The organism is Pseudomonas sp. B33.4 (assembly GCF_034555375.1).
Taxonomy (GTDB): Bacteria; Pseudomonadota; Gammaproteobacteria; order Pseudomonadales; family Pseudomonadaceae; genus Aquipseudomonas.
Map to the genome: position 1 here is coordinate 2,169,889 of NZ_CP140706.1, position 17,783 is coordinate 2,187,671.

Here is a 17,783-nt window from a genome sequence, read left to right on the forward strand (position 1 = left end):
CGCAGGGAATGCGCCTACAGGAGCCCCTCACCCAAAAGACCAAGATTGTTTCGTCGCCCAGGCAGATGGCTGCTAACACACGACGCATTCCGCGTCGGACAACCATCCGGACTTTCGCGACAGATTCGTCACTTACTTTTGGAGTTGTCCCATGAATCGCAAAGCTCTCGCCATCGCCGTACTGGTTTCCGCGTCCGGCATTCAATTCGCCAATGCTGCCGACGGCACCATCAACTTCAACGGTGAACTGGTCAACCAGACCTGCACCATCGCCGTTGATGGCGTGGTTTCGCCAGCCGTCGCGACCGTGACCCTGCCAACCATTTCTACCGGCTTGCTGACCGCCGCCGGCCAGGTTGAAGGCCAGACCGGTTTCAACATCCAGCTGACCAACTGCGTCGGCACCGCTACCACGGCGGCGGCGTTCTTCAACTCCGGTGCAACCGTTGACCCGATCAGCGGCAACCTGAAGAACATGACCGGTTCGGCGAACAACGTGCAACTGCAACTGGTCGATCAGCAGGGCGGCGCAGTGATCCAGGCGGGTAACACCAACCAGATCGCCAACACCACCCGCAACACTATCGACGGCACTGGCGCGGCCAACATGCCGTACGCCGTGCAGTACTTCGCCACTGGCGCGACCACGCCGGGCACTGTGGTCAGCTCCGTGACCTACAACGTCGATTACCAGTAAGCCGATTTCACGATGACGCGCCCGGCCAGGGGGGCAACGGCGCGTCAACGTGTGGGCAAAGAGGTGCGCATGCGTTTTTCAGGTGTTATTCGAATCAGCGCAATACTGATGCTTTCCACGCTGATGTATTCGCAAGCCAAGGCCGGTGTGGTGATCACTGGGACGCGTCTGGTCTACCCGGCGAGTCAGAAGGAAGTCACCGTCAAATTGAACAACAACGGCGCCCGTCCGGTGCTGGTGCAATCCTGGGTCGATGACGGCGACCTGCAGTCCAGTCCGACCAGTTCCAAGGCGCCGTTTGTGCTGTCGCCACCGGTTTCGCGCATCGACCCGAACAAGGGCCAGAGCCTGCGTCTGATGTTCACCGGGGCGGCGCTGCCGAGCGGCAAAGAGTCAGTGTTCTGGCTCAACGTGCTGGAGATTCCGCCGAAGGCCGATGGCCCGACGGACATGAACGTGCTGCAAATGGCCTTTCGTTCGCGGATCAAGATTTTCTACCGTCCCGACGGCCTGCCGGGCAATGCCAATGACGCGCCGCAGCAAGTGCAGTGGAAAGTCGTCGCGGCGGACAAGGGTTATGCCCTGCAAGCGTTCAACCCGACGGCGTTCCACGTGTCGCAGGTCGAGTTGGCGCTGACGCTCGGCAGCCAACGTTTCGACAGTGAAAATGGCATGGTCGGCCCGGGCGAAACCAAAACCTTCGTCTTGCCATCGCTGAAGACGATGCCCGGTGCCGGGGCTCAGGTCGAGTTCAATGCGATCAACGACTATGGCGCACTGGTACCGACCAAACAACCGCTCAAGCTTTGATCTTTCCGCGAACGTTTTAGCGCACGAGTAACCTATGAAAACTCTTCCACGCCTGGGGGCGCGCCCACAGGCTCGCCCTCGCTTTGCCTTGAATCCCGTGGCCGTTCTGGTGTTCCAGGCGCTGGCAGGGGTTTCTGCGGTGTTTGCGGCCCAGGCGGCGTTCGCCGAAGACGTGCAGTTCAACGACGCCTTCCTCCCCGAGGATTCGCAGACCCTGGATCTCACCGCTTACCAGCAGGGCAACCCGGTGTTGCCCGGCGAGTACCGCGCCGACATTGCGGTCAACGGCAAACTGGTGACCCGTCAGGACATCCGTATCCATGCCGACGCCGATGGCAGCCACCCGACGGTGTGTTTCAGTCGCGGCGTGCTGGAGTTGATTGGCGTGGATTTGCGTCGGCTGTCCGCCGAAGCCATGGCCAGCGTGGAGAGCGGTGCTTCGTGCCTGGACATTGCGCAATTGATCGACGGCGCGACAGCGATGTTTTCGCCGTCCACGCAACAACTGGACATCAGCATTCCGCAGGTCGCCCTGCGTCGCGATGCCCGTGGTTACGTCAGCCCTGAGCTGTGGGATCGCGGCGTGACTGCCGGCACCCTGAGCTACAACTTCAACGCTAACCACAACAAGACCGACACCGGCAATTACGATTCGGCCTACCTCGGTTTGAACGCCGGGCTGAACGTTGGCGACTGGCGTCTGCGCCACAACGGCTCGGCCAGTTGGGACAAATTCAATGGTCAGGATTATCAAGTCCTCAACACCTATGCCCAACGCGACATCACCTCGCTCAAGAGCCAGTTGACCGTCGGCGAAGCCAACACCAGTGGCGAGATTTTCGACACCCTGGCGTATCGCGGCGTGCAACTGGGCACCGACGATCGCATGTTGCCCGAATCCCAGCGCGGTTATGCGCCGGTGATCCGTGGCATTGCCCGCACCAGTGCGCGAGTGGCAGTGCGTCAGGCCGGTAATCTGCTGTATGAAACCACGGTGGCGCCGGGCGCCTTCGTCATCGATGACCTGTACTCGACCGGATATGGCGGCGACCTCGACGTCACCGTTTACGAAGCCGACGGCAGTGAGCAGAGCTTCATCGTGCCATTCGCCTCGACCGCGCAATTGTTGCGTCCGGGCACCTCGCGCTTCAGCGTCACTGCCGGTGAAACCCGCAACAACTACATCGACAGCCAGGCCAAGCTGTTTCAAGGCACCTACCAGCGTGGCCTGAACAATATCTTCACCGGTTATGGCGGTGCGCAAGTCAGTGACAACTACCATTCGGCCCTTGGCGGTTTGGCGTTCAGCACGCCGCTCGGTGCGGTGGCAGTGGACGTCACGCAGGCGCAGACCGACCTGAAAAGCGGCACTGCCAGCGGCCAGAGTGCACGCCTGAGCTACAGCAAGAATATTCTCGACACCGGCAGTAACTTTGCCGTGGCGGCGACGCGGTTTTCCACGGAAAACTACCTCGATTTCAGCAACGCCGTGCAACTCATCGATGCCGAGCAAAAGGGTCTCGACACCAGCCTGTTCGGGCGACCGCGCAGTCGTCTTTCGCTGACCGCCAACCAGAGCCTGGGCGATTGGGGCCAGGTCGCGTTCAACGGGTTTACCCAGAACTACTGGAACCTGCCGGGCAGCGATGTGCAGTACCAGTTCAGCTACAACAAGCAGGTCGGTTCGGTCAGCTATGGCGTCAGCGCCAACCGTGCGCGCAGCGGTGTCGGCGAAATGGAAAGCAGTCTGCTGTTCACCGTGAGCATGCCGCTCGAATTCGGCTCCTCGGTCAACCGTCCGCAACTGTCGACGCGGGTCATGCGTGACACCGACGGCAACTATAGCGAGCAGGCGACCCTCAGCGGTACCGCCGGTGCGGACCGCCAATACAACTATGGCGTAACCGCCGGCCATGACGGCGCGAGCCGCACCAACAGCACCTCGGTGAACGGCCAGTACATAGGCCCGAAAGCCATTGTTGGCGCGACCGTCAGCCGCGGTGAGGGTTACGACAGCCTGTCGCTGAATGCCAGCGGCAGTGTGGTCGCGCATCCGAACGGCGTGACGCTGACGCCGTATCGCGGCGAAACCATGGCGGTGATCACCGCCGAGGGTGCCGAAGGCGCGAAAGTCGTCGGCTTCCCTGGCTTGAAACTCGACAGCCGTGGCAACGCGGTGGTGCCGTACTTGCGCCCTTACGAATTGAACGAAGTGGCCATCGATCCGCTGGGCACGTCGCTCGACGTCGAGTTGAGCGAAACCAGCCAGCAAGTCGCGCCGCGCGCCGGTGCCGTGGTGGCGCTCAAGTACGGCACGCAAAACGGTCAGGCGGTGTTGCTCAACGTCACGCTGGACGATGGCAGTGCGCTGCCGTTCGGCGCCGGTGTGGTCGATGACCGTGGCGTCTCGGTGGGTGTGGTCGGGCAGGGCGGCCAGCTCTACGCCCGGGTCAAGGAAGACGCGCGCCGGCTGTTGATCAGTTGGGGCAGCCAGCCCGGTCAGCAGTGTGCGCTGGCGTTGCCGGCGGGCAAAAGCGCGGGCAAGTCACTGCGTCAGGTGGACGTGGTGTGTTCGGTGAATCATTCAGACAATCGCGTTGCTTCTGTGAACAGCGCACAGGGGTACAAGTGATGAAAATAATCGGAGCGTTCAAGTCGGGTCTGCTGTTGGCGGGCTTGTCGTTGTCGGCTGGCGCGGCGTTGGCTGACTGTAATTTCATTGATGGGACATCAACCATGGTCAGAACCCAACCGTTGTTGGGCGGTAATCTGACGGTGGGGCGCGATGTACCGTTGGGTGCTGAGATTTACCGGCAGACCTTCCAGGCGGCGACTTTTGTCAGACTGTCGTGCAGCGCCGGTTTGTACAACATTGAAACCCGCCGGGGTCTGCCGGTCAGGCCGCTGGCCTTGTCTTCTTGGGCAGGAACGCCTTGGTCAGGAAATGTCTATCAGAGCGGTGTTCCCGGCATTGGCGTTGCCATTTGGTACGCCGGTAGTGCATTGCCATTTTCCGGTAATGGAACCAACTGTGGCGGTGGAGTCAATGCTTGCATCTGGACGATCCAGAACACCCTGATCTTCGATATGTCCCTGATCAAAATTGGCGATGTTTCCCCGGGCACCATCCAGGGCGCCCAATTACCTACGGCTGACCAGCGCTGGGTGACCAGCAACAATGTCGAAGTCAGTCGTGTGAACTTCTCGGGCAGCATCAACATCGTCTCGCGCACTTGCCAGACTCCGGACGTCTCGGTGCCGATGGGCACGCACATGCTCAATGAGTTTTCCGGCAAGAACACGTTCACCCAGTGGCAGGATTTCTCCATCGCCCTGAACAACTGCCCGGCGTTCAACGGCTACTACCAGAACACCGGCCCGCGCTGGGCCAGTGACGGTACATCGAGCAACCTGGATTCACGCAAGAACAACGTATTGCAAGTGCGCCTCGACCCGACCCGCACGGCGATCACCCCCAACCTCGGCATCATGAGCCTGAACGCGAGCGCGCCCGGCGCGGACCCGGCCGCCACCGGTGTCGGCCTGCAAATCGCCGACAGCCACGGCACGCCATTGCCACTGGCGACATTGCGCGCCAGCGGCATCACGCCGCGCGCGGTCGAGGGCGCCAGCTACACCATCCCGTTGAAGGCCCGCTACATCCAGACCGGCGACAGCATCACCGCCGGCCCGGCCAATGCCACGGCGACTTTCACCATCAATTACTACTGATCCACCGACTTGTTTGAGCGCCACCCGTGCGGGCCTATAGATCAATAACGACCGGGCCCGGACTTCACTGTTAGGAGTGTTAGATGAGTATTCAACGTGTGTCTTCGCGCGCGCGCCTGTCGGCGTGCCTGTTGATCATGGCCGGGACCTTGAGTGCCTGCGCCAGTGCGCCGATTCCCGAACAGCAAATCAGCCTGTCGCGCGATGCAGTCAACCGTGCGGTGTCGGCGCAAGCGACGCAATACGCACCGCTGGAGATGAAGGCAGCGCAAGACAAAATGTTCCAGATGGAACGCGCCCTGGGAGAAAAAAACTACCCGCAAGCCAAATTGTTGGCTGAGCAGATCGAAGCCGACGCCAACCTCGCCGAGGGTAAATCGCGCGCGGTGAAATGGCAGAAACAATTGACCGATGCACGCAGCGGCATTCAGGTGCTCAAGCAGGAAATGCTGCAAGACCCGGTCACCGGTTTCAATCCGCCAGCCAGCGCTCAATAAGGACTTGTTCATGTCGAATTTCAAACTGTTGCCCGTCGCTTCGCTGATCGCTCTGACGCTGGCCGGTTGTGCCACGCCACCGGAAAACCCGCAACTGCTGCAAGCGCGCGAACAGTTCGCGGCGTTGCAAAACAAGCCTGAAGCCAACACCCTCGCAGCTCTCGAAACCCAGTCTGCATTCACTGCGTTGAACACGGCCGACCAAGCGTCGCAGAAGGACCGTCAGGCTCCGCAAATCGATCAATTGGCGTATCTGGCCAGCCAGAAAATCGCTCTGGCCGAGCAGACCATCATCGGTCGTCAGGCTGAGGCAGGGTTGAAGAAAATCGACGCCGAGCGCACACAGGTGCAACTTGATGTGCGCACTCAGCAGCTCAAGGCCTTGCAAGCGATGAAAGCGCAGAAAACCCAGCGCGGGGAAGTCGTGACCTTCGGTGATGTGCTGTTCGACACCGGCAAGGCCGATCTCAAATACGGCAGCCAGCGCAACTTCGAGCAACTGGCGCAGTACCTGGCGGCCAACCCTGAACGCAAAGTGCGCATTGAAGGGTTTACCGACGATGTCGGCGCTGACGATTTCAATCAGCGTCTGTCGGAGCGGCGTGCCGATGCTGTGGCTTTTGCGCTGCAGCAGATGGGCATCAGCGCTGATCGCTTGATCACCAAAGGCTATGGCAAGCAGTTTCCGATTGCCGACAACGGCAATGCCCGCTCCCGTCAGCTCAACCGTCGGGTGGAAGTCATCATCTCTTACGGTTCAAACGTGGTTGGCGCACGCAGCTGATGATCAATCAAGCGAGCCTGCAACGGGCTCGCTTTCTTGCATCTGAGCATGGGTCAGGACCGATCAATGCTCTTGGGAAGTTTCCTACAAAAACAGGGAAAAATCCTACTCAGAAAATCCCTTCGCTTCTCTAAATTGCCGGTTCCCCGAGTGCGAACCGGTTCTTTCAGTGGTTCGAACTCAACTCGATTTACGCCGTTGCCCAAGAAGGCGCACGTGAGGTTCTGTTGATGAAAACCCGTTCCCGTTTTTCCCGCGCAACACCGTCGCCGTGGCCATCGCCGCTGCGTTTTTGCTGCCGCTGCACGCCAGTGCCGTGTTCAATGCCAGTCAGCAGACCGTCACGCGGAGCTTTTCGGGTGTTTTTTCAGACTCGTCCTACATGCTTTGGCGACGCTTTTGCCTAGTGTGTCGCCTCTTACGCCATGTCCGGCGACCTTTTCCCTCACCGTTGAAACCCATGTCCTACAAATGCTGGCGAATTCTGATTGCCGACAAGCAGCCTGCACTGCAATTCCGAATCGGCAAGACCTTTAACCAACTGGGCTATCGAGCGTTGACGCAGGTGCATTCGTTTCGTGAGTTGTTGGGCGTGACCCATTACGCCTGCGACCCCTTCGAGCACTTTGACCTGATGATCATCAACGCTGAGTTGATCGCTGCTGCGGGTGTGGATCCCGTGCGTTTTTTTCAGAGCAACGCACAGATTCGCTACGGTGTGATTCACGACACCGTTCGTGGCCAGCCACAACCTCAGACGATTTACGCCAATCACCGACGACAGTTGATGCTGATCCGTAATACGGATCGGCAAACCCTTGGCCCTCTGCTGGAGCACCTTGATGTTCAGGAATAATTCCACACACCTTGAGGCATCTGCTGGCGAGTCGAATGCGCAATTGGCTACGACACTCCGTGCTCGTTGCATCGACGATTCAGTCCCCACACCCGCTCTGCCACTGCGTGTGCTGGTACTGGAAGACCACACTTTTCAGCGGTCGGTGGCGGTCAACATGCTGCGTACGCTTGGTTGCCGTGAAGTCTTCGAAGCGAGTGACGGTGCTCAGGCGCTGGCGCTTTTGCAGACGCTGGGTACGGTCGATGTTGCCCTGTGCGATTTGCAGATGGAGGGTATGGACGGGCTGGAGTTTCTGCAGCGGGTCGGCGCGTCGGGCCAGGTCAAGTCGGTGATCATCAGCAGTTCACTGTCGGCCGACCTGCGACGCGCGGTGCATCAGATGGTGGCGCTGCTCGGCCTTGATCTGCTGGGCGATGTGGGCAAGCCGCTACATGTGCAGGTGCTGGCGAATCTGCTGGGCAAATTCCTCGACAGACCGGCGCTGGCACAACCCAAGGGCGCTGCCGTGACGCTGGCCAGTGAGGCGGAGGTTCGTCAGGCGTTGGCGCAGCAGCAGTTGCAGGCCTGGTATCAACCAAAATTCAACCTGCAGACCGGTGAGGTCTGTGGCGTAGAGGTCCTGTGTCGCTGGCTCCACCCGACTCAGGGCATCCTTTCACCCGCGCTGTTCATGCCTGTGCTGGAGCGTTGCGGGTTGCTCGATGCGTTGCTGTTCATGCAGATCGAGCAGGCACTGGTTGTACAACGAAGTGCTCGCGCGCAGGGGGTTACCCTGAATCTCGCATTCAATCTTCAAGCTGTGCAGTTGGCCAACGCTCAGCTCACCGCCACGTTGAAAGACCTTTTGGTGCAGCATGGCGCATGCGGTGCCGGTCTGACTTTCGAGCTAACCGAAAGTGGCCTGCTCGAAGCGCCGGCTACCAGCCTGGAAAGTCTGGTCCGCCTGAGGATGATGGGTTGTCGCCTGTCGATTGATGACTTCGGCGCCGGGTTTTCATCACTTCAGCGCTTGTGCCAGTTGCCGTTCAACGAGATCAAGCTCGACGCCGAATTCATCCGCAATCTTGAGCACGAACCGCGATGCCGGGCGGCGATCAGCAGCACGCTGGCGTTAGGTGAAACCCTCGGCATGAGCGTGGTGATCGAAGGGATCGAAACCGATGCACAGCGCCGTGAACTGTTGGCCTTGGGCTGTTCTCAAGGGCAGGGCTACTGGTACGCGCGGCCAATGGCCGGTGCTGAGCTGTTGCATTGGTTACAACAGCACGGTGATGGGCAGGACTCGGATGGCTGACCATTTTTTTCGGAATATTCCTACAGAACCAGCCGTGAGGCTTGCGTAGTCTTGCCGCACCCAGAAACCGCCAATCCCCGGATATTGACCATGATCAATAAAGCCCTGCGCATCCTGATCGCCGACTCACAGCATTTCCACCGGATGAAAGTCGAGCGCTTGTTCAACAGCCTCGATTACTACCGCGTGGCGCCGGCGCAAAGCCTTATCGAACTGATGACCCTGGTGGACTACGGTTGCGAGCCGTTCGATGTGGTAGTCATCAATGCCGAGCTGGCAGCGGGTTCGCTGGATCTACTGGGGTTTTTCCTCGATAACCCGCAGGTTCGTCAGGCGTTGATCTACAACGATGGCACGGCGCCGGTGCAACCGGCTGCGGGTTTCGCTCAGGAAAATGTACAGATCAGCCATTTGGCATTGCCTTCAAAGCAGTCGATCAGTCAGTTGATGGCGTTGGTCGATGCGCCCGCGAAACCACAGGAATCCGCCGTGCGCAAGCCATACCTGGCGATGCAAAACGCAGCGCATGCATAAAAAAACACCTGTTGCAACTGTCAGGTCTGACAGGTGATTTGCTCCCCGTTCCATGTAACAGTCCCTGCGCAGCCACTGAGTCTGGATCAGCCCCCATCGGTGGCCTGTTCGTCAGACTTTGCACCGGGAGTGGCCATGAAGTCAGCGCTGATCGTCGACGATCATCCAGTGGTGCGCGCCGCCATCCGGATCGTGTTGCAAACCTTGGGATTCAAGCAGATCCACGAGGCGTCCCAAGGCAACGAGGTGATGTCGCTCATTCGGGAACATCAGCCTCGATTGGTGATACTCGATCTCAATTTACCGGCACTCGGCGGGCTGGAGGTTCTTGCCCGGATCAAGGCCAATGATTCTGCTTGCCGCGTGCTGGTGTTCAGTACACACGAACCGATGTTCTATCAGGATCGCTGCGTGCGTGCCGGGGCCATGGCTTACGTAACCAAAACCAATCAACTGGAGCAACTGCGCAACGCCATTCGGGCGGTGATGTCGGGCCATACCTATTTTTCCTCGCTCCCGGAAAGTTTCAGTACGCTGAATGCCGTGCAAACCACAGAAAAACAGATGATCGATCAGCTTTCCGACCGTGAGTTGAGCATTTTCCAGCAATTGGGGCAGGGCAATTCCAACAAGGCGATTGCAGCGGACATGCACCTGAGCCATAAAACCGTCAGCACCTATAAAACCCGGCTGATGAAAAAACTCGGGGTCGGCTCAGCGGTGCACTTGCGCGATTTCGCCAAGCGCAATCATGTGATCTGAGCGATCGCACATGAAGCAGGGATGGAAGATTTTCTGGCTGTGGCTGAGTCTGATCGCCACCTGCTGGGCGAGTGACACACCGCAGGTGCTGCAGGTGCTGACCCGCAGCGGGCCGGAAAACGCCCGGTTGCGCCTGGATGAACAGGACCGGCAATGGCTGCTTCAGCACCCGGTGTTGCGCATGGGCGTTTCCGGTCCGGATTACCCACCGTTCGAGATCACTCGCAATCAGCATGAACTTGAAGGGCTCACCGCCGATTACGCCGATCTGCTGGCGCAGTTGCTCGGCGTGCGCATCGAAGTCCTGCGTTTTGCCAACCGTGATGCGGTGATGGCGGCACTCAAGCGCGGCGATCTCGAGCTGCTGGGGACCTCGAACAATTTTGAAGCCGCCGACCCGGACTTCATCCTGTCCCGCGCTTACGCCGAAGATCAGCCGATGCTGGTGACTCGCCTCGATGAAAAACTGCCGGCAGATCTCGCCGGCAAGCGCGTGGCCATGGTCGAGGATTATTTGCCGCTGGCGAATGTGCAGGCGTTTTACCCCCACGCCAGTGTGCAGCGTTATTCTTCGGCGATGGATGCGCTCGGAGCGGTGGCCTTCGGCGCGGATGACGTGTATCTGGGCGACTTCATCAGTGCCAATTATCTGATCAACACCAATTATCGCAACGACCTTCAACTGGCCGGCCCGTCGGGACTGGATGCCAATTCGTTCGCTTTTGCCTTGTTGCGCAGCGATGTGCGCCTTAAACGTATCGTCGACCAAGTGTTGATCGCCATTCCCATGGAACATCGCCAACGAATCGAGCTGCGCTGGAGCGTCGGCCTTGCCGAAATGGCTGAACAATCTCGGGTGCAACTCAGTGCCAGTGAGCAGGCCTGGCTGGACCAGCATCCGGTGGTGCGGGTTGGTGCCATCGACGATTTTGCGCCGCTGACTTTTTTTGATGCCGACGGCCGTTTCAGCGGCTTGTCGGCGCAGTTGCTGAGTTTGATCAGCCAGCGCAGCGGATTGAATTTTGCAATCGTGCGCGGTGTATCGCTCAATCATCAGATCGAGCAACTCAAGGCCGGGGAACTCGATGTATTGCAGGTGGTGACGCCCAGCAGCGAACGTGAAACCGACCTGCAATTTACCCGCGCCTATCTGAACAACCCGTTTGTGCTGGTCGCTGCCAGCTCGGCGCAGGGATCGCTCAAACTCGATGACCTGGCAGGTAAGCGACTGGCGATTTACCGCGGCCATCCGTTACGCGGTTATCTATCGGGACGTGTGCCGGGCATTCGTCTGGTCGATGCCAAAAGCCCCGCTGAAGGCATGGCGATGATTGCCAAGGGGCAAGTCGACGCCACGGTGAGTTCGTTGTTGGTCGCACGCTTTCTGATCGCACGTCACTACCGCGAGCGTCTGCGGATAAGCGGCACCGTCGGTGATCAACCGGCGCGCATTGCGCTGGCGACCGCACCGCAAATGCCCGCGCTGCATTCAATCCTGAACAAGGCACTCCTGAGTATCGCCCCGCAACAGATGGACGAACTGGTTGAGCGCTGGAGCCACGATGTGGTGGTCGAAGACAGTTACTGGTTAAAACATCGTCAGGAAATCCTGCTTGGCTTTGCCGGTGCAACGGTTCTGTTGGCGCTTGCGCTGGCCTGGATCGTTTTTCAGCGTCAGCAGATTCGCCGGCGTCAGCAGTGGTTGCAGCAACTGCAGGAAGCCAAGGAGGCAGCCGATGATGCCAATCGGGCGAAAACCACGTTTCTGGCGACCATGAGCCATGAAATCCGCACACCGATGAACGCCTTGATCGGCATGCTCGAACTGGCCCTCAAGCGCGCAGAAGAGGGCGTGACCGATCGTTTGGCGATTCAAGTGGCGGCCAATGCCGGGCAACAATTGCTGGCGCTGATCGGCGACATTCTCGACATTGCACGGATCGAGACCGGGCATTTGTCCCTCGCGCCCGAACGCGCCAACCTGCGCGAACTGGTGGCGTCAGTGTGTCGGGTGTTTGAAGGGCTGGCGCGGCAGAAACGCTTGTTGTGGCACATCGAACTGGATGCCCGCAGCAACGTTGATGTGCTGATTGATCCGACGCGGTTCAAACAAGTGCTGTCGAATCTGCTGAGCAATGCAATCAAGTTCACTGAAGAGGGCGAAGTCAGTCTGCGGCTGGCGGTGAGTGCAACGGTGACAGACACACTGGCCGTGAAAGTGCGGATCGAGGACAGCGGGGTCGGGATCAGCCAAGACGATCGGCGGCGCTTGTTCAGCCCGTTCGTGCAGGCCGGCAATCACTCGGCGTCGGCACGCAGCGGGTCCGGGCTGGGCCTGGTGATCAGTCGCAGCCTCTGCGAAATGATGGGCGGCACGCTGCGGCTCGACAGTGCGCCGGGCGAGGGAACGCAAGTCGAAGTCAGTCTCGAACTGCCGCTGTTGGCCGCACTCGCTCAGGCCCCGGCTACCCCGCGCGCTGCGGCTGCCGATGCGTGTTCACTAAGCGTGCTGGTGGTGGACGATCATCCGGTGAACCGTCTGTTGCTGTGCTGGCAGTTGAGTGAGCTGGGCCATCGGACGGTCGACACCGAGAACGGTGATGAAGGCCTGGAGCGCTGGCGCACGCAAGCGTTCGATGTGCTGATCACCGATTGCAACATGCCGAGGCGCAACGGTTATCAACTGGCGCTGGCGATTCGTGAGGAGGAAGCGCTTGCCGGGCGCAAGCCGTGCCTGATCCTTGGCTTTACCGCCAATGCGCAGGCCGAGGAAAGGACGCGCTGCCTGAATGCCGGCATGGACGAGTGTCTGTTCAAACCGATCCGCTTGCACGATCTGGCGCAGGCGTTGACGGCGGCCAGTCATTGCGACATCGCGGCGGCTTCCAGCGCGGTGCCAGCATTGGCGGAAATCGATCTGAGCACCCTGGAGCAAATGGCCGGGGATGATCGTGGCTTGATCGAGCAGTTGCGCAAGGAGGTGTTGAACAGTTTGCACCTCGATCTGCAACGTCTGGATATTCTGCTGCATGAGCAGGATCGCGCAGGGCTGCGCGAACTGGCTCATCACATCAAGGGCGGGGCGCAGATGGTCGGGGCCGCGCGGGTGGTGGCGGCGTGTGTCGAGCTTGAGCAGGCATGCCGCGAAACGCACGTGGCGCCATTGGGCATGGCGAGCGATACGTTGCGTGAGGCCATGGCCGGCCTCGCGCAACGCCTGCAAAGCTGACGGACGGCAGGTCAGTCCCAGTCTGGTGCGATGCCTTTCGGGCTGGTCAGGCGATGGTCGCGTTCCAGCGTGGCAATCAGCGCCATGTCGGCATCGCTCAAGGTCAGCGCCGTGGCGGCAAGGTTGCTTTGCAGGTTGGCGCGTTTGGTCGACGACGGGATCACCGCGTAGCCCGACTGCATCGCCCAGGCGAGGGTGACTTGCGCCGGGGTGGCTTGCAGGCGTTCGGCGATCTGCTGGATCAGTGGGTCTTTCAGCACTTCACCGTAGGCGAGGGTCATGTACGAAGTGATGTGAATGCCTTGGCTACGGGCGAACTCGACCACCTTGCGGTTCTGCAGGTACGGATGCAGTTCGATCTGGTTGGTCGCGATGTTTTCTGCACCGACCGCCGCTATTGCCTGCTTCATCAAATCGAGGGTGAAGTTGGAAACACCGATCTGCCGGGTCAGGCCCAGACGTTTGGCTTCGAGCAGGGCGCCCATGAATTCTGCCACAGGAACCTGATTTTCCGGCGACGGCCAGTGAATCAGCGTCAGGTCGAGGTAGTCGGTCTGCAGTTTTTGCAGGCTTTCCTTGAGGCTGTCGATCAAGCGATCTTTGGCGAAGTTGGCGACCCAGATCTTGCTGGTAATGAACAGCTCTTCGCGCGGGATGCCACTGGCGGCGATGGCCTGGCCGACATCGGCTTCGTTTTCGTAGATTTGCGCGGTGTCGATGACCCGGTAGCCGAGCTCGAGGGCGGTGCTCACCGAATCGATGACCACCTGGCCTTGCAGACGAAACGTACCAAGACCGAAAGCGGGAACAGACATGAAAGACTCCAAGGGTTGCAGTGAGAATGGCCAGGAGTATCCGCGTCTGCATCGTTGAGAAAAACCGCTGGTGGGACAAAGCACTGTTGACCGCAAATCATGAATCAAATGTTCATTTTGTGTTGTCCGGGCTGGCCCCTTCGCTGGCAAGCCAGCTCCCACAGAGATTTGTGTGAGTGATGAATTATGTATACACCCCGAAACCTGTGGGAGCTGGCTTGCCAGCGATGGGCGCACCGCCGATTCAGGCAATGTCGCTGTGGGCAAACTCCTCCCCGAGAAAATCAATCAAGGTGCGCACCGACGGCAACAACCCGCGCCGCGACGGAAAAATCGCATGCACCACCCCGCACTTCGGTGCCCAGCCGGGAATCAACTCGACCACGCGTCCGGCGGCAATGTCCTCACGCACTACCACACTCGGCAAGTGCGCCACGCCGACCCCGGCAATCACTGCCTGACGCAACGCGATCAGATCATCAGTGACCAGCCGTGGCGTATGGCGAATCAGCGCCGTGTTGTCATTCGGCCCCAGCAACTCCCACTGATATTCACGCTGCGCCGCACCCCAGTGCAGACTCGGCAGACCGTTGAGGTCCGCAGGCGAGGGCGGTGACGACAGGCGTTCGACAAACTGCGGGCTGCCGACCACCGATTGCGTGCTGTTGCCCAACACCTTCATGACCATGTCGGTGTTCTCCAGTGGCGGAAAACGCACCCGCAGCGCAATGTCGAATCCTTCGTGAATCAAATCGACCCGGCGGTTGGTGCTCTCGATGAACAACTCCACCAGCGGGTACTTGAGCATGTAGCGCGTGAGCATCGGCCCGACCCACGAATTGAGCAGCGCCGTCGGGCAACTCAGGCGCACCAGACCTTGCGGTTCGGAGCGGTTGCGTTCGATCAGTTCGGCGGCGCTCTCGGCTTCGATGCGCATGGCCAGGCAGCGCTGGTAATAGGCCTGGCCGATTTCGGTCAATGAACAATGACGGCTGGTGCGGTGCAGCAGACGTACGCCGAGACGCTCCTCAAGCTCGGCAATGCGCCGGCTGAGTTTTGATTTGGGCATGTCCAGCGCCCGCCCGGCGGCAGCGAATCCGTGGTGCTCGACCACTTGGGTGAAGTAGTAGAGGGTGTTGAGGTCTTCCACCATCGTTCTCCAGATAGAACGCTAAGACTGATTTTTGCAGTCTAGTGCATTAATGGTCATGGATTTAAGCTTAATCCATCGCATCACTCACCCCCATTGGAGACAACCATGAAAAACATCATCGGTATCTACACCAGCCCGCGCGGCCATTGGGTCGGCGATGGTTTCCCGGTTCGCACGCTGTTTTCCTACGACAACCTGGGCAAACACATCAGCCCGTTCCTGCTGCTTGATCATGCCGGTCCCGCCGATTTCACCCCGACCACCGAACGGCGTGGCGTTGGTCAGCATCCGCACCGTGGTTTCGAAACCGTGACTATTGTTTATGAAGGCGAAGTGCAGCACCGCGACTCGACCGGCAGCGGCGGCATCATCGGCCCGGGCGATGTGCAATGGATGACGGCGGCGTCGGGGATCCTCCACGAGGAATTCCACTCGGAAAACTTCGCCAAGACCGGCGGCAAACTGGAAATGGTCCAGCTGTGGGTCAACCTGCCGGCCAAGGACAAAATGGCCGCGCCGGGCTACCAGACCATTCTCGACAGCGATATCCCGAGCATCGCGCTCAAGGACAACGCCGGCCGCTTGCGCCTGATCGCCGGTGAGTTCGATGGCCATACCGGCCCATCGCGCACTTTCACACCGATCGACGTGTGGGACTTGCGCCTCAACGCCGGCAAGTTGCTGACGCTCGATCTGCACGAAGGCCGCAACACCGCGCTGGTGATGTTGAAAGGCTCGGTGCAGGTCAATGGTGTGGAATCGGTGCGCGAAGGGCAGTTGGCCCTGTTCGAACGTGACGGCCATCAGATGACGCTCGAAGCCAGCCAGGGCGCGGTGGTGTTGCTGCTCAGCGGCGAGCCAATCGATGAGCCGATCGTCGGCCACGGCCCGTTCGTGATGAACACCGAGCAGGAAATCCACCAGGCGTTCGCCGACTTCCAGTCCGGCCGCTTCGGCCAGATGCACGCTTAACGCACCACCACTCCGCTCTACACAGGACGCGTAGGCCGGTTCGCAGGCCAGGGATGGCTGTCGCCTATAGAAAAGAGGAAACGCACATGAACACTGTCAATGCAGCGAACTTCGACGGCCAGAAACCGACCATCGATGCCAGCGACGCAGCGATGCTGCTGATCGACCACCAGAGCGGTCTGTTCCAGATCGTCAAGGACATGGACGTGCCGCAATTGCGCGCCAACGCCATCGCACTGGCCAAAGCCGCAACCCTGTTGAAGATGCCGGTGATCACCACCGCCTCCGTGCCGCAAGGGCCGAACGGGCCGTTGATCCCGGAGATTCACGAAGCAGCGCCGCATGCGCAATACGTGGCGCGCAAGGGCGAGATCAATGCCTGGGACAATCCGCAGTTTCACGCGGCGGTCAAAGCCACCGGCAAGAAAACCTTGGTGATCGCCGGGACCCTGACCAGCGTCTGCCTGGCGTTCCCGTCCATCGCCGCCGTGCACGAAGGCTACAAGGTATTTGCCGTGGTCGATGCGTCCGGTAATCACTCGAAACTGGCCACTGATCTGACCGTTGCCCGTTTGGCTCAGGCCGGGGTGGTGCCGATCGACATCATGGCTACGCTTTCCGAGCTGCAAGGCTCGTGGAACCGTCCCGATGCTGAGCAGTGGGCGGCCGTCTACGCCCAGGCCATGCCGCATTATCAATTGCTGATCGAGAGCTACCTCAAGGCTCAGCAAGTCGCGAACGAACACGAAGTGCTGGATTCCCAGCGCTGATCGAGTCCCCTGAGGCCGACCCCCCGTCGGCCTCTACCACCCGCGAGGATTACTGCAATGACCACTCAATACAAACGTCTGGATAAAAACAACGCTGCGGTGCTGCTGGTCGATCATCAGGCCGGACTGCTGTCGCTGGTACGCGATATTGATCCGGACAAGTTCAAGAACAACGTGCTGGCGCTGGCCGATCTGGCCAAGTACTTCAAGCTGCCGACAATCCTCACCACCAGTTTCGAAACCGGCCCCAACGGCCCGCTGGTACCGGAACTCAAGGCACTGTTTCCCGATGCGCCGTACATCGCCCGTCCGGGGCAGATCAACGCTTGGGACAACGAGGATTTCGTCAAGGCGATCAAGGCCACCGGCAAGAAACAGTTGATTATCGCGGGTGTGGTGACCGAGGTCTGCGTGGCTTTCCCGGCACTGTCGGCGATAGAGGAAGGTTTTGATGTGTTTGTGGTCACCGATGCCTCGGGCACGTTCAACGAACTGACCCGTGAATCGGCGTGGAACCGTATGTCCACGGCCGGTGCGCAATTGATGACCTGGTTCGGTCTGGCCTGCGAGCTGCACCGCGACTGGCGCAACGACATCGAAGGGTTGGGCACGCTGTTCTCCAACCACATTCCGGACTATCGCAACCTGTTCACCAGCTACAACAGCCTGACCAACGGTAAGTAATCTGTCACCCCGTAAACCTGTGTAGGAGCTGCCGCAGGCTGCGATCTTTTGATGTTGTTTTTTCAAGATCAAAAGATCGCAGCCTGCGGCAGCTCCTACATGGGTTTTGTGGTGTTTTTGCGGGCGTGTTCATCCTCTGAAATCAATTGCTCCTACACTTGCTCAATCTGTGCGATCTTCTCGCGATTGGC

At 59.7% G+C, this 17,783-nt stretch carries 16 protein-coding genes; 14 read left to right on the forward strand and 2 right to left on the reverse strand.

What is annotated here, in order from left to right; all coding sequences use genetic code 11:
* Positions 1-151: 151 nt before the first annotated feature.
* The 11 genes from U6037_RS09510 to U6037_RS09560 all read left to right on the forward strand — a co-directional run bounded on the left by U6037_RS09510 (position 152) and on the right by U6037_RS09560 (position 13,198).
* Complete coding sequence (locus U6037_RS09510; protein WP_322846548.1) at positions 152-697, forward strand: fimbrial protein; 546 nt, start codon at positions 152-154, stop codon at positions 695-697.
* A gap of 69 nt (positions 698-766) precedes the next feature.
* A complete protein-coding gene (locus tag U6037_RS09515; protein ID WP_322846549.1) occupies positions 767-1,507 on the forward strand; it encodes a molecular chaperone in 741 nt (246 codons plus the stop codon).
* A 34-nt stretch (positions 1,508-1,541) separates the two neighbouring features.
* Positions 1,542-4,139, forward strand: a complete 2,598-nt coding sequence (locus tag U6037_RS09520; protein ID WP_322846550.1) for a fimbria/pilus outer membrane usher protein — start codon at positions 1,542-1,544, stop codon at positions 4,137-4,139.
* Positions 4,139-5,239, forward strand: coding sequence for a fimbrial protein (locus tag U6037_RS09525; RefSeq protein WP_322846551.1), 1,101 nt, complete (start codon positions 4,139-4,141; stop codon positions 5,237-5,239). Before U6037_RS09520 ends, U6037_RS09525 begins: the two co-directional genes overlap by 1 nt.
* Before the next feature lie 83 nt (positions 5,240-5,322).
* Complete coding sequence (locus U6037_RS09530; protein ID WP_322846552.1) at positions 5,323-5,736, forward strand: DUF4398 domain-containing protein; 414 nt, start codon at positions 5,323-5,325, stop codon at positions 5,734-5,736.
* Positions 5,737-5,746: 10 nt separating this feature from the next.
* A complete protein-coding gene (locus tag U6037_RS09535) occupies positions 5,747-6,520 on the forward strand; it encodes an OmpA family protein (protein WP_322846553.1) in 774 nt (257 codons plus the stop codon).
* A gap of 460 nt (positions 6,521-6,980) precedes the next feature.
* Positions 6,981-7,376 (forward strand): hypothetical protein, encoded by a 396-nt coding sequence (locus U6037_RS09540; protein ID WP_322846554.1) that lies wholly within the window; start codon positions 6,981-6,983, stop codon positions 7,374-7,376.
* Between the two features lie 157 nt (positions 7,377-7,533).
* Positions 7,534-8,673, forward strand: a complete 1,140-nt coding sequence (locus U6037_RS09545) for an EAL domain-containing response regulator (protein WP_322846555.1) — start codon at positions 7,534-7,536, stop codon at positions 8,671-8,673.
* Positions 8,674-8,763: 90 nt separating this feature from the next.
* Entirely contained in the window at positions 8,764-9,207 is a 444-nt protein-coding gene (locus U6037_RS09550; protein WP_322846556.1) for a chemotaxis protein CheY, read from the forward strand.
* Positions 9,208-9,342: 135 nt separating this feature from the next.
* Positions 9,343-9,969, forward strand: a complete 627-nt coding sequence (locus tag U6037_RS09555; protein ID WP_322846557.1) for a response regulator transcription factor — start codon at positions 9,343-9,345, stop codon at positions 9,967-9,969.
* 10 nt (positions 9,970-9,979) lie between these two features.
* The gene (locus U6037_RS09560) at positions 9,980-13,198 is read left to right on the forward strand and encodes an ATP-binding protein (protein WP_322846558.1); all 3,219 of its coding nucleotides are present in this window, start codon (positions 9,980-9,982) and stop codon (positions 13,196-13,198) included.
* Positions 13,199-13,209: 11 nt separating this feature from the next.
* On the opposite strand, the gene dkgB is transcribed toward U6037_RS09560, so the two are convergent.
* Together dkgB and U6037_RS09570 are read right to left on the reverse strand one after the other, a co-directional pair.
* On the reverse strand, positions 13,210-14,013 hold the full coding sequence (gene dkgB / locus U6037_RS09565; RefSeq protein WP_322846559.1) for a 2,5-didehydrogluconate reductase DkgB: 804 nt from the start codon (positions 14,011-14,013) through the stop codon (positions 13,210-13,212).
* A gap of 244 nt (positions 14,014-14,257) precedes the next feature.
* A complete protein-coding gene (locus U6037_RS09570) occupies positions 14,258-15,166 on the reverse strand; it encodes a LysR substrate-binding domain-containing protein (RefSeq protein WP_242208505.1) in 909 nt (302 codons plus the stop codon).
* 105 nt (positions 15,167-15,271) lie between these two features.
* Here U6037_RS09570 and U6037_RS09575 point away from each other — a divergent pair, with 105 nt between their 5' ends.
* The 3 genes from U6037_RS09575 (at position 15,272) to ycaC (ending at position 17,592) form a co-directional block, all read left to right on the forward strand.
* The gene (locus U6037_RS09575) at positions 15,272-16,138 is read left to right on the forward strand and encodes a pirin family protein (RefSeq protein ID WP_322846560.1); all 867 of its coding nucleotides are present in this window, start codon (positions 15,272-15,274) and stop codon (positions 16,136-16,138) included.
* 86 nt (positions 16,139-16,224) lie between these two features.
* Positions 16,225-16,908, forward strand: a complete 684-nt coding sequence (locus tag U6037_RS09580; RefSeq protein WP_316917952.1) for an isochorismatase family protein — start codon at positions 16,225-16,227, stop codon at positions 16,906-16,908.
* 57 nt (positions 16,909-16,965) lie between these two features.
* On the forward strand, positions 16,966-17,592 hold the full coding sequence (ycaC, locus tag U6037_RS09585) for an isochorismate family cysteine hydrolase YcaC (protein WP_322846561.1): 627 nt from the start codon (positions 16,966-16,968) through the stop codon (positions 17,590-17,592).
* Positions 17,593-17,783 lie beyond the last annotated feature (191 nt).

Excerpts from the sequence above, each read along its gene's own strand:
- U6037_RS09580 (WP_316917952.1), top strand. The coding sequence starts at position 16,225 with ATGAACACTGTCAATGCAGCGAACTTCGACGGCCAGAAACCGACCATC.
- U6037_RS09515 (WP_322846549.1), top strand. The coding sequence starts at position 767 with ATGCGTTTTTCAGGTGTTATTCGAATCAGCGCAATACTGATGCTTTCC.
- U6037_RS09570 (WP_242208505.1), bottom strand. The coding sequence starts at position 15,166 with ATGGTGGAAGACCTCAACACCCTCTACTACTTCACCCAAGTGGTCGAG.
- U6037_RS09530 (WP_322846552.1), top strand. The coding sequence starts at position 5,323 with ATGAGTATTCAACGTGTGTCTTCGCGCGCGCGCCTGTCGGCGTGCCTG.
- U6037_RS09560 (WP_322846558.1), top strand. The coding sequence starts at position 9,980 with ATGAAGCAGGGATGGAAGATTTTCTGGCTGTGGCTGAGTCTGATCGCC.
- U6037_RS09525 (WP_322846551.1), top strand. The coding sequence starts at position 4,139 with ATGAAAATAATCGGAGCGTTCAAGTCGGGTCTGCTGTTGGCGGGCTTG.
- ycaC (WP_322846561.1), top strand. The coding sequence starts at position 16,966 with ATGACCACTCAATACAAACGTCTGGATAAAAACAACGCTGCGGTGCTG.
- U6037_RS09555 (WP_322846557.1), top strand. The coding sequence starts at position 9,343 with ATGAAGTCAGCGCTGATCGTCGACGATCATCCAGTGGTGCGCGCCGCC.
- U6037_RS09510 (WP_322846548.1), top strand. The coding sequence starts at position 152 with ATGAATCGCAAAGCTCTCGCCATCGCCGTACTGGTTTCCGCGTCCGGC.
- dkgB (WP_322846559.1), bottom strand. The coding sequence starts at position 14,013 with ATGTCTGTTCCCGCTTTCGGTCTTGGTACGTTTCGTCTGCAAGGCCAG.
- U6037_RS09575 (WP_322846560.1), top strand. The coding sequence starts at position 15,272 with ATGAAAAACATCATCGGTATCTACACCAGCCCGCGCGGCCATTGGGTC.
- U6037_RS09540 (WP_322846554.1), top strand. The coding sequence starts at position 6,981 with ATGTCCTACAAATGCTGGCGAATTCTGATTGCCGACAAGCAGCCTGCA.
- U6037_RS09550 (WP_322846556.1), top strand. The coding sequence starts at position 8,764 with ATGATCAATAAAGCCCTGCGCATCCTGATCGCCGACTCACAGCATTTC.
- U6037_RS09535 (WP_322846553.1), top strand. The coding sequence starts at position 5,747 with ATGTCGAATTTCAAACTGTTGCCCGTCGCTTCGCTGATCGCTCTGACG.
- U6037_RS09545 (WP_322846555.1), top strand. The coding sequence starts at position 7,534 with ATGCTGCGTACGCTTGGTTGCCGTGAAGTCTTCGAAGCGAGTGACGGT.
- U6037_RS09520 (WP_322846550.1), top strand. The coding sequence starts at position 1,542 with ATGAAAACTCTTCCACGCCTGGGGGCGCGCCCACAGGCTCGCCCTCGC.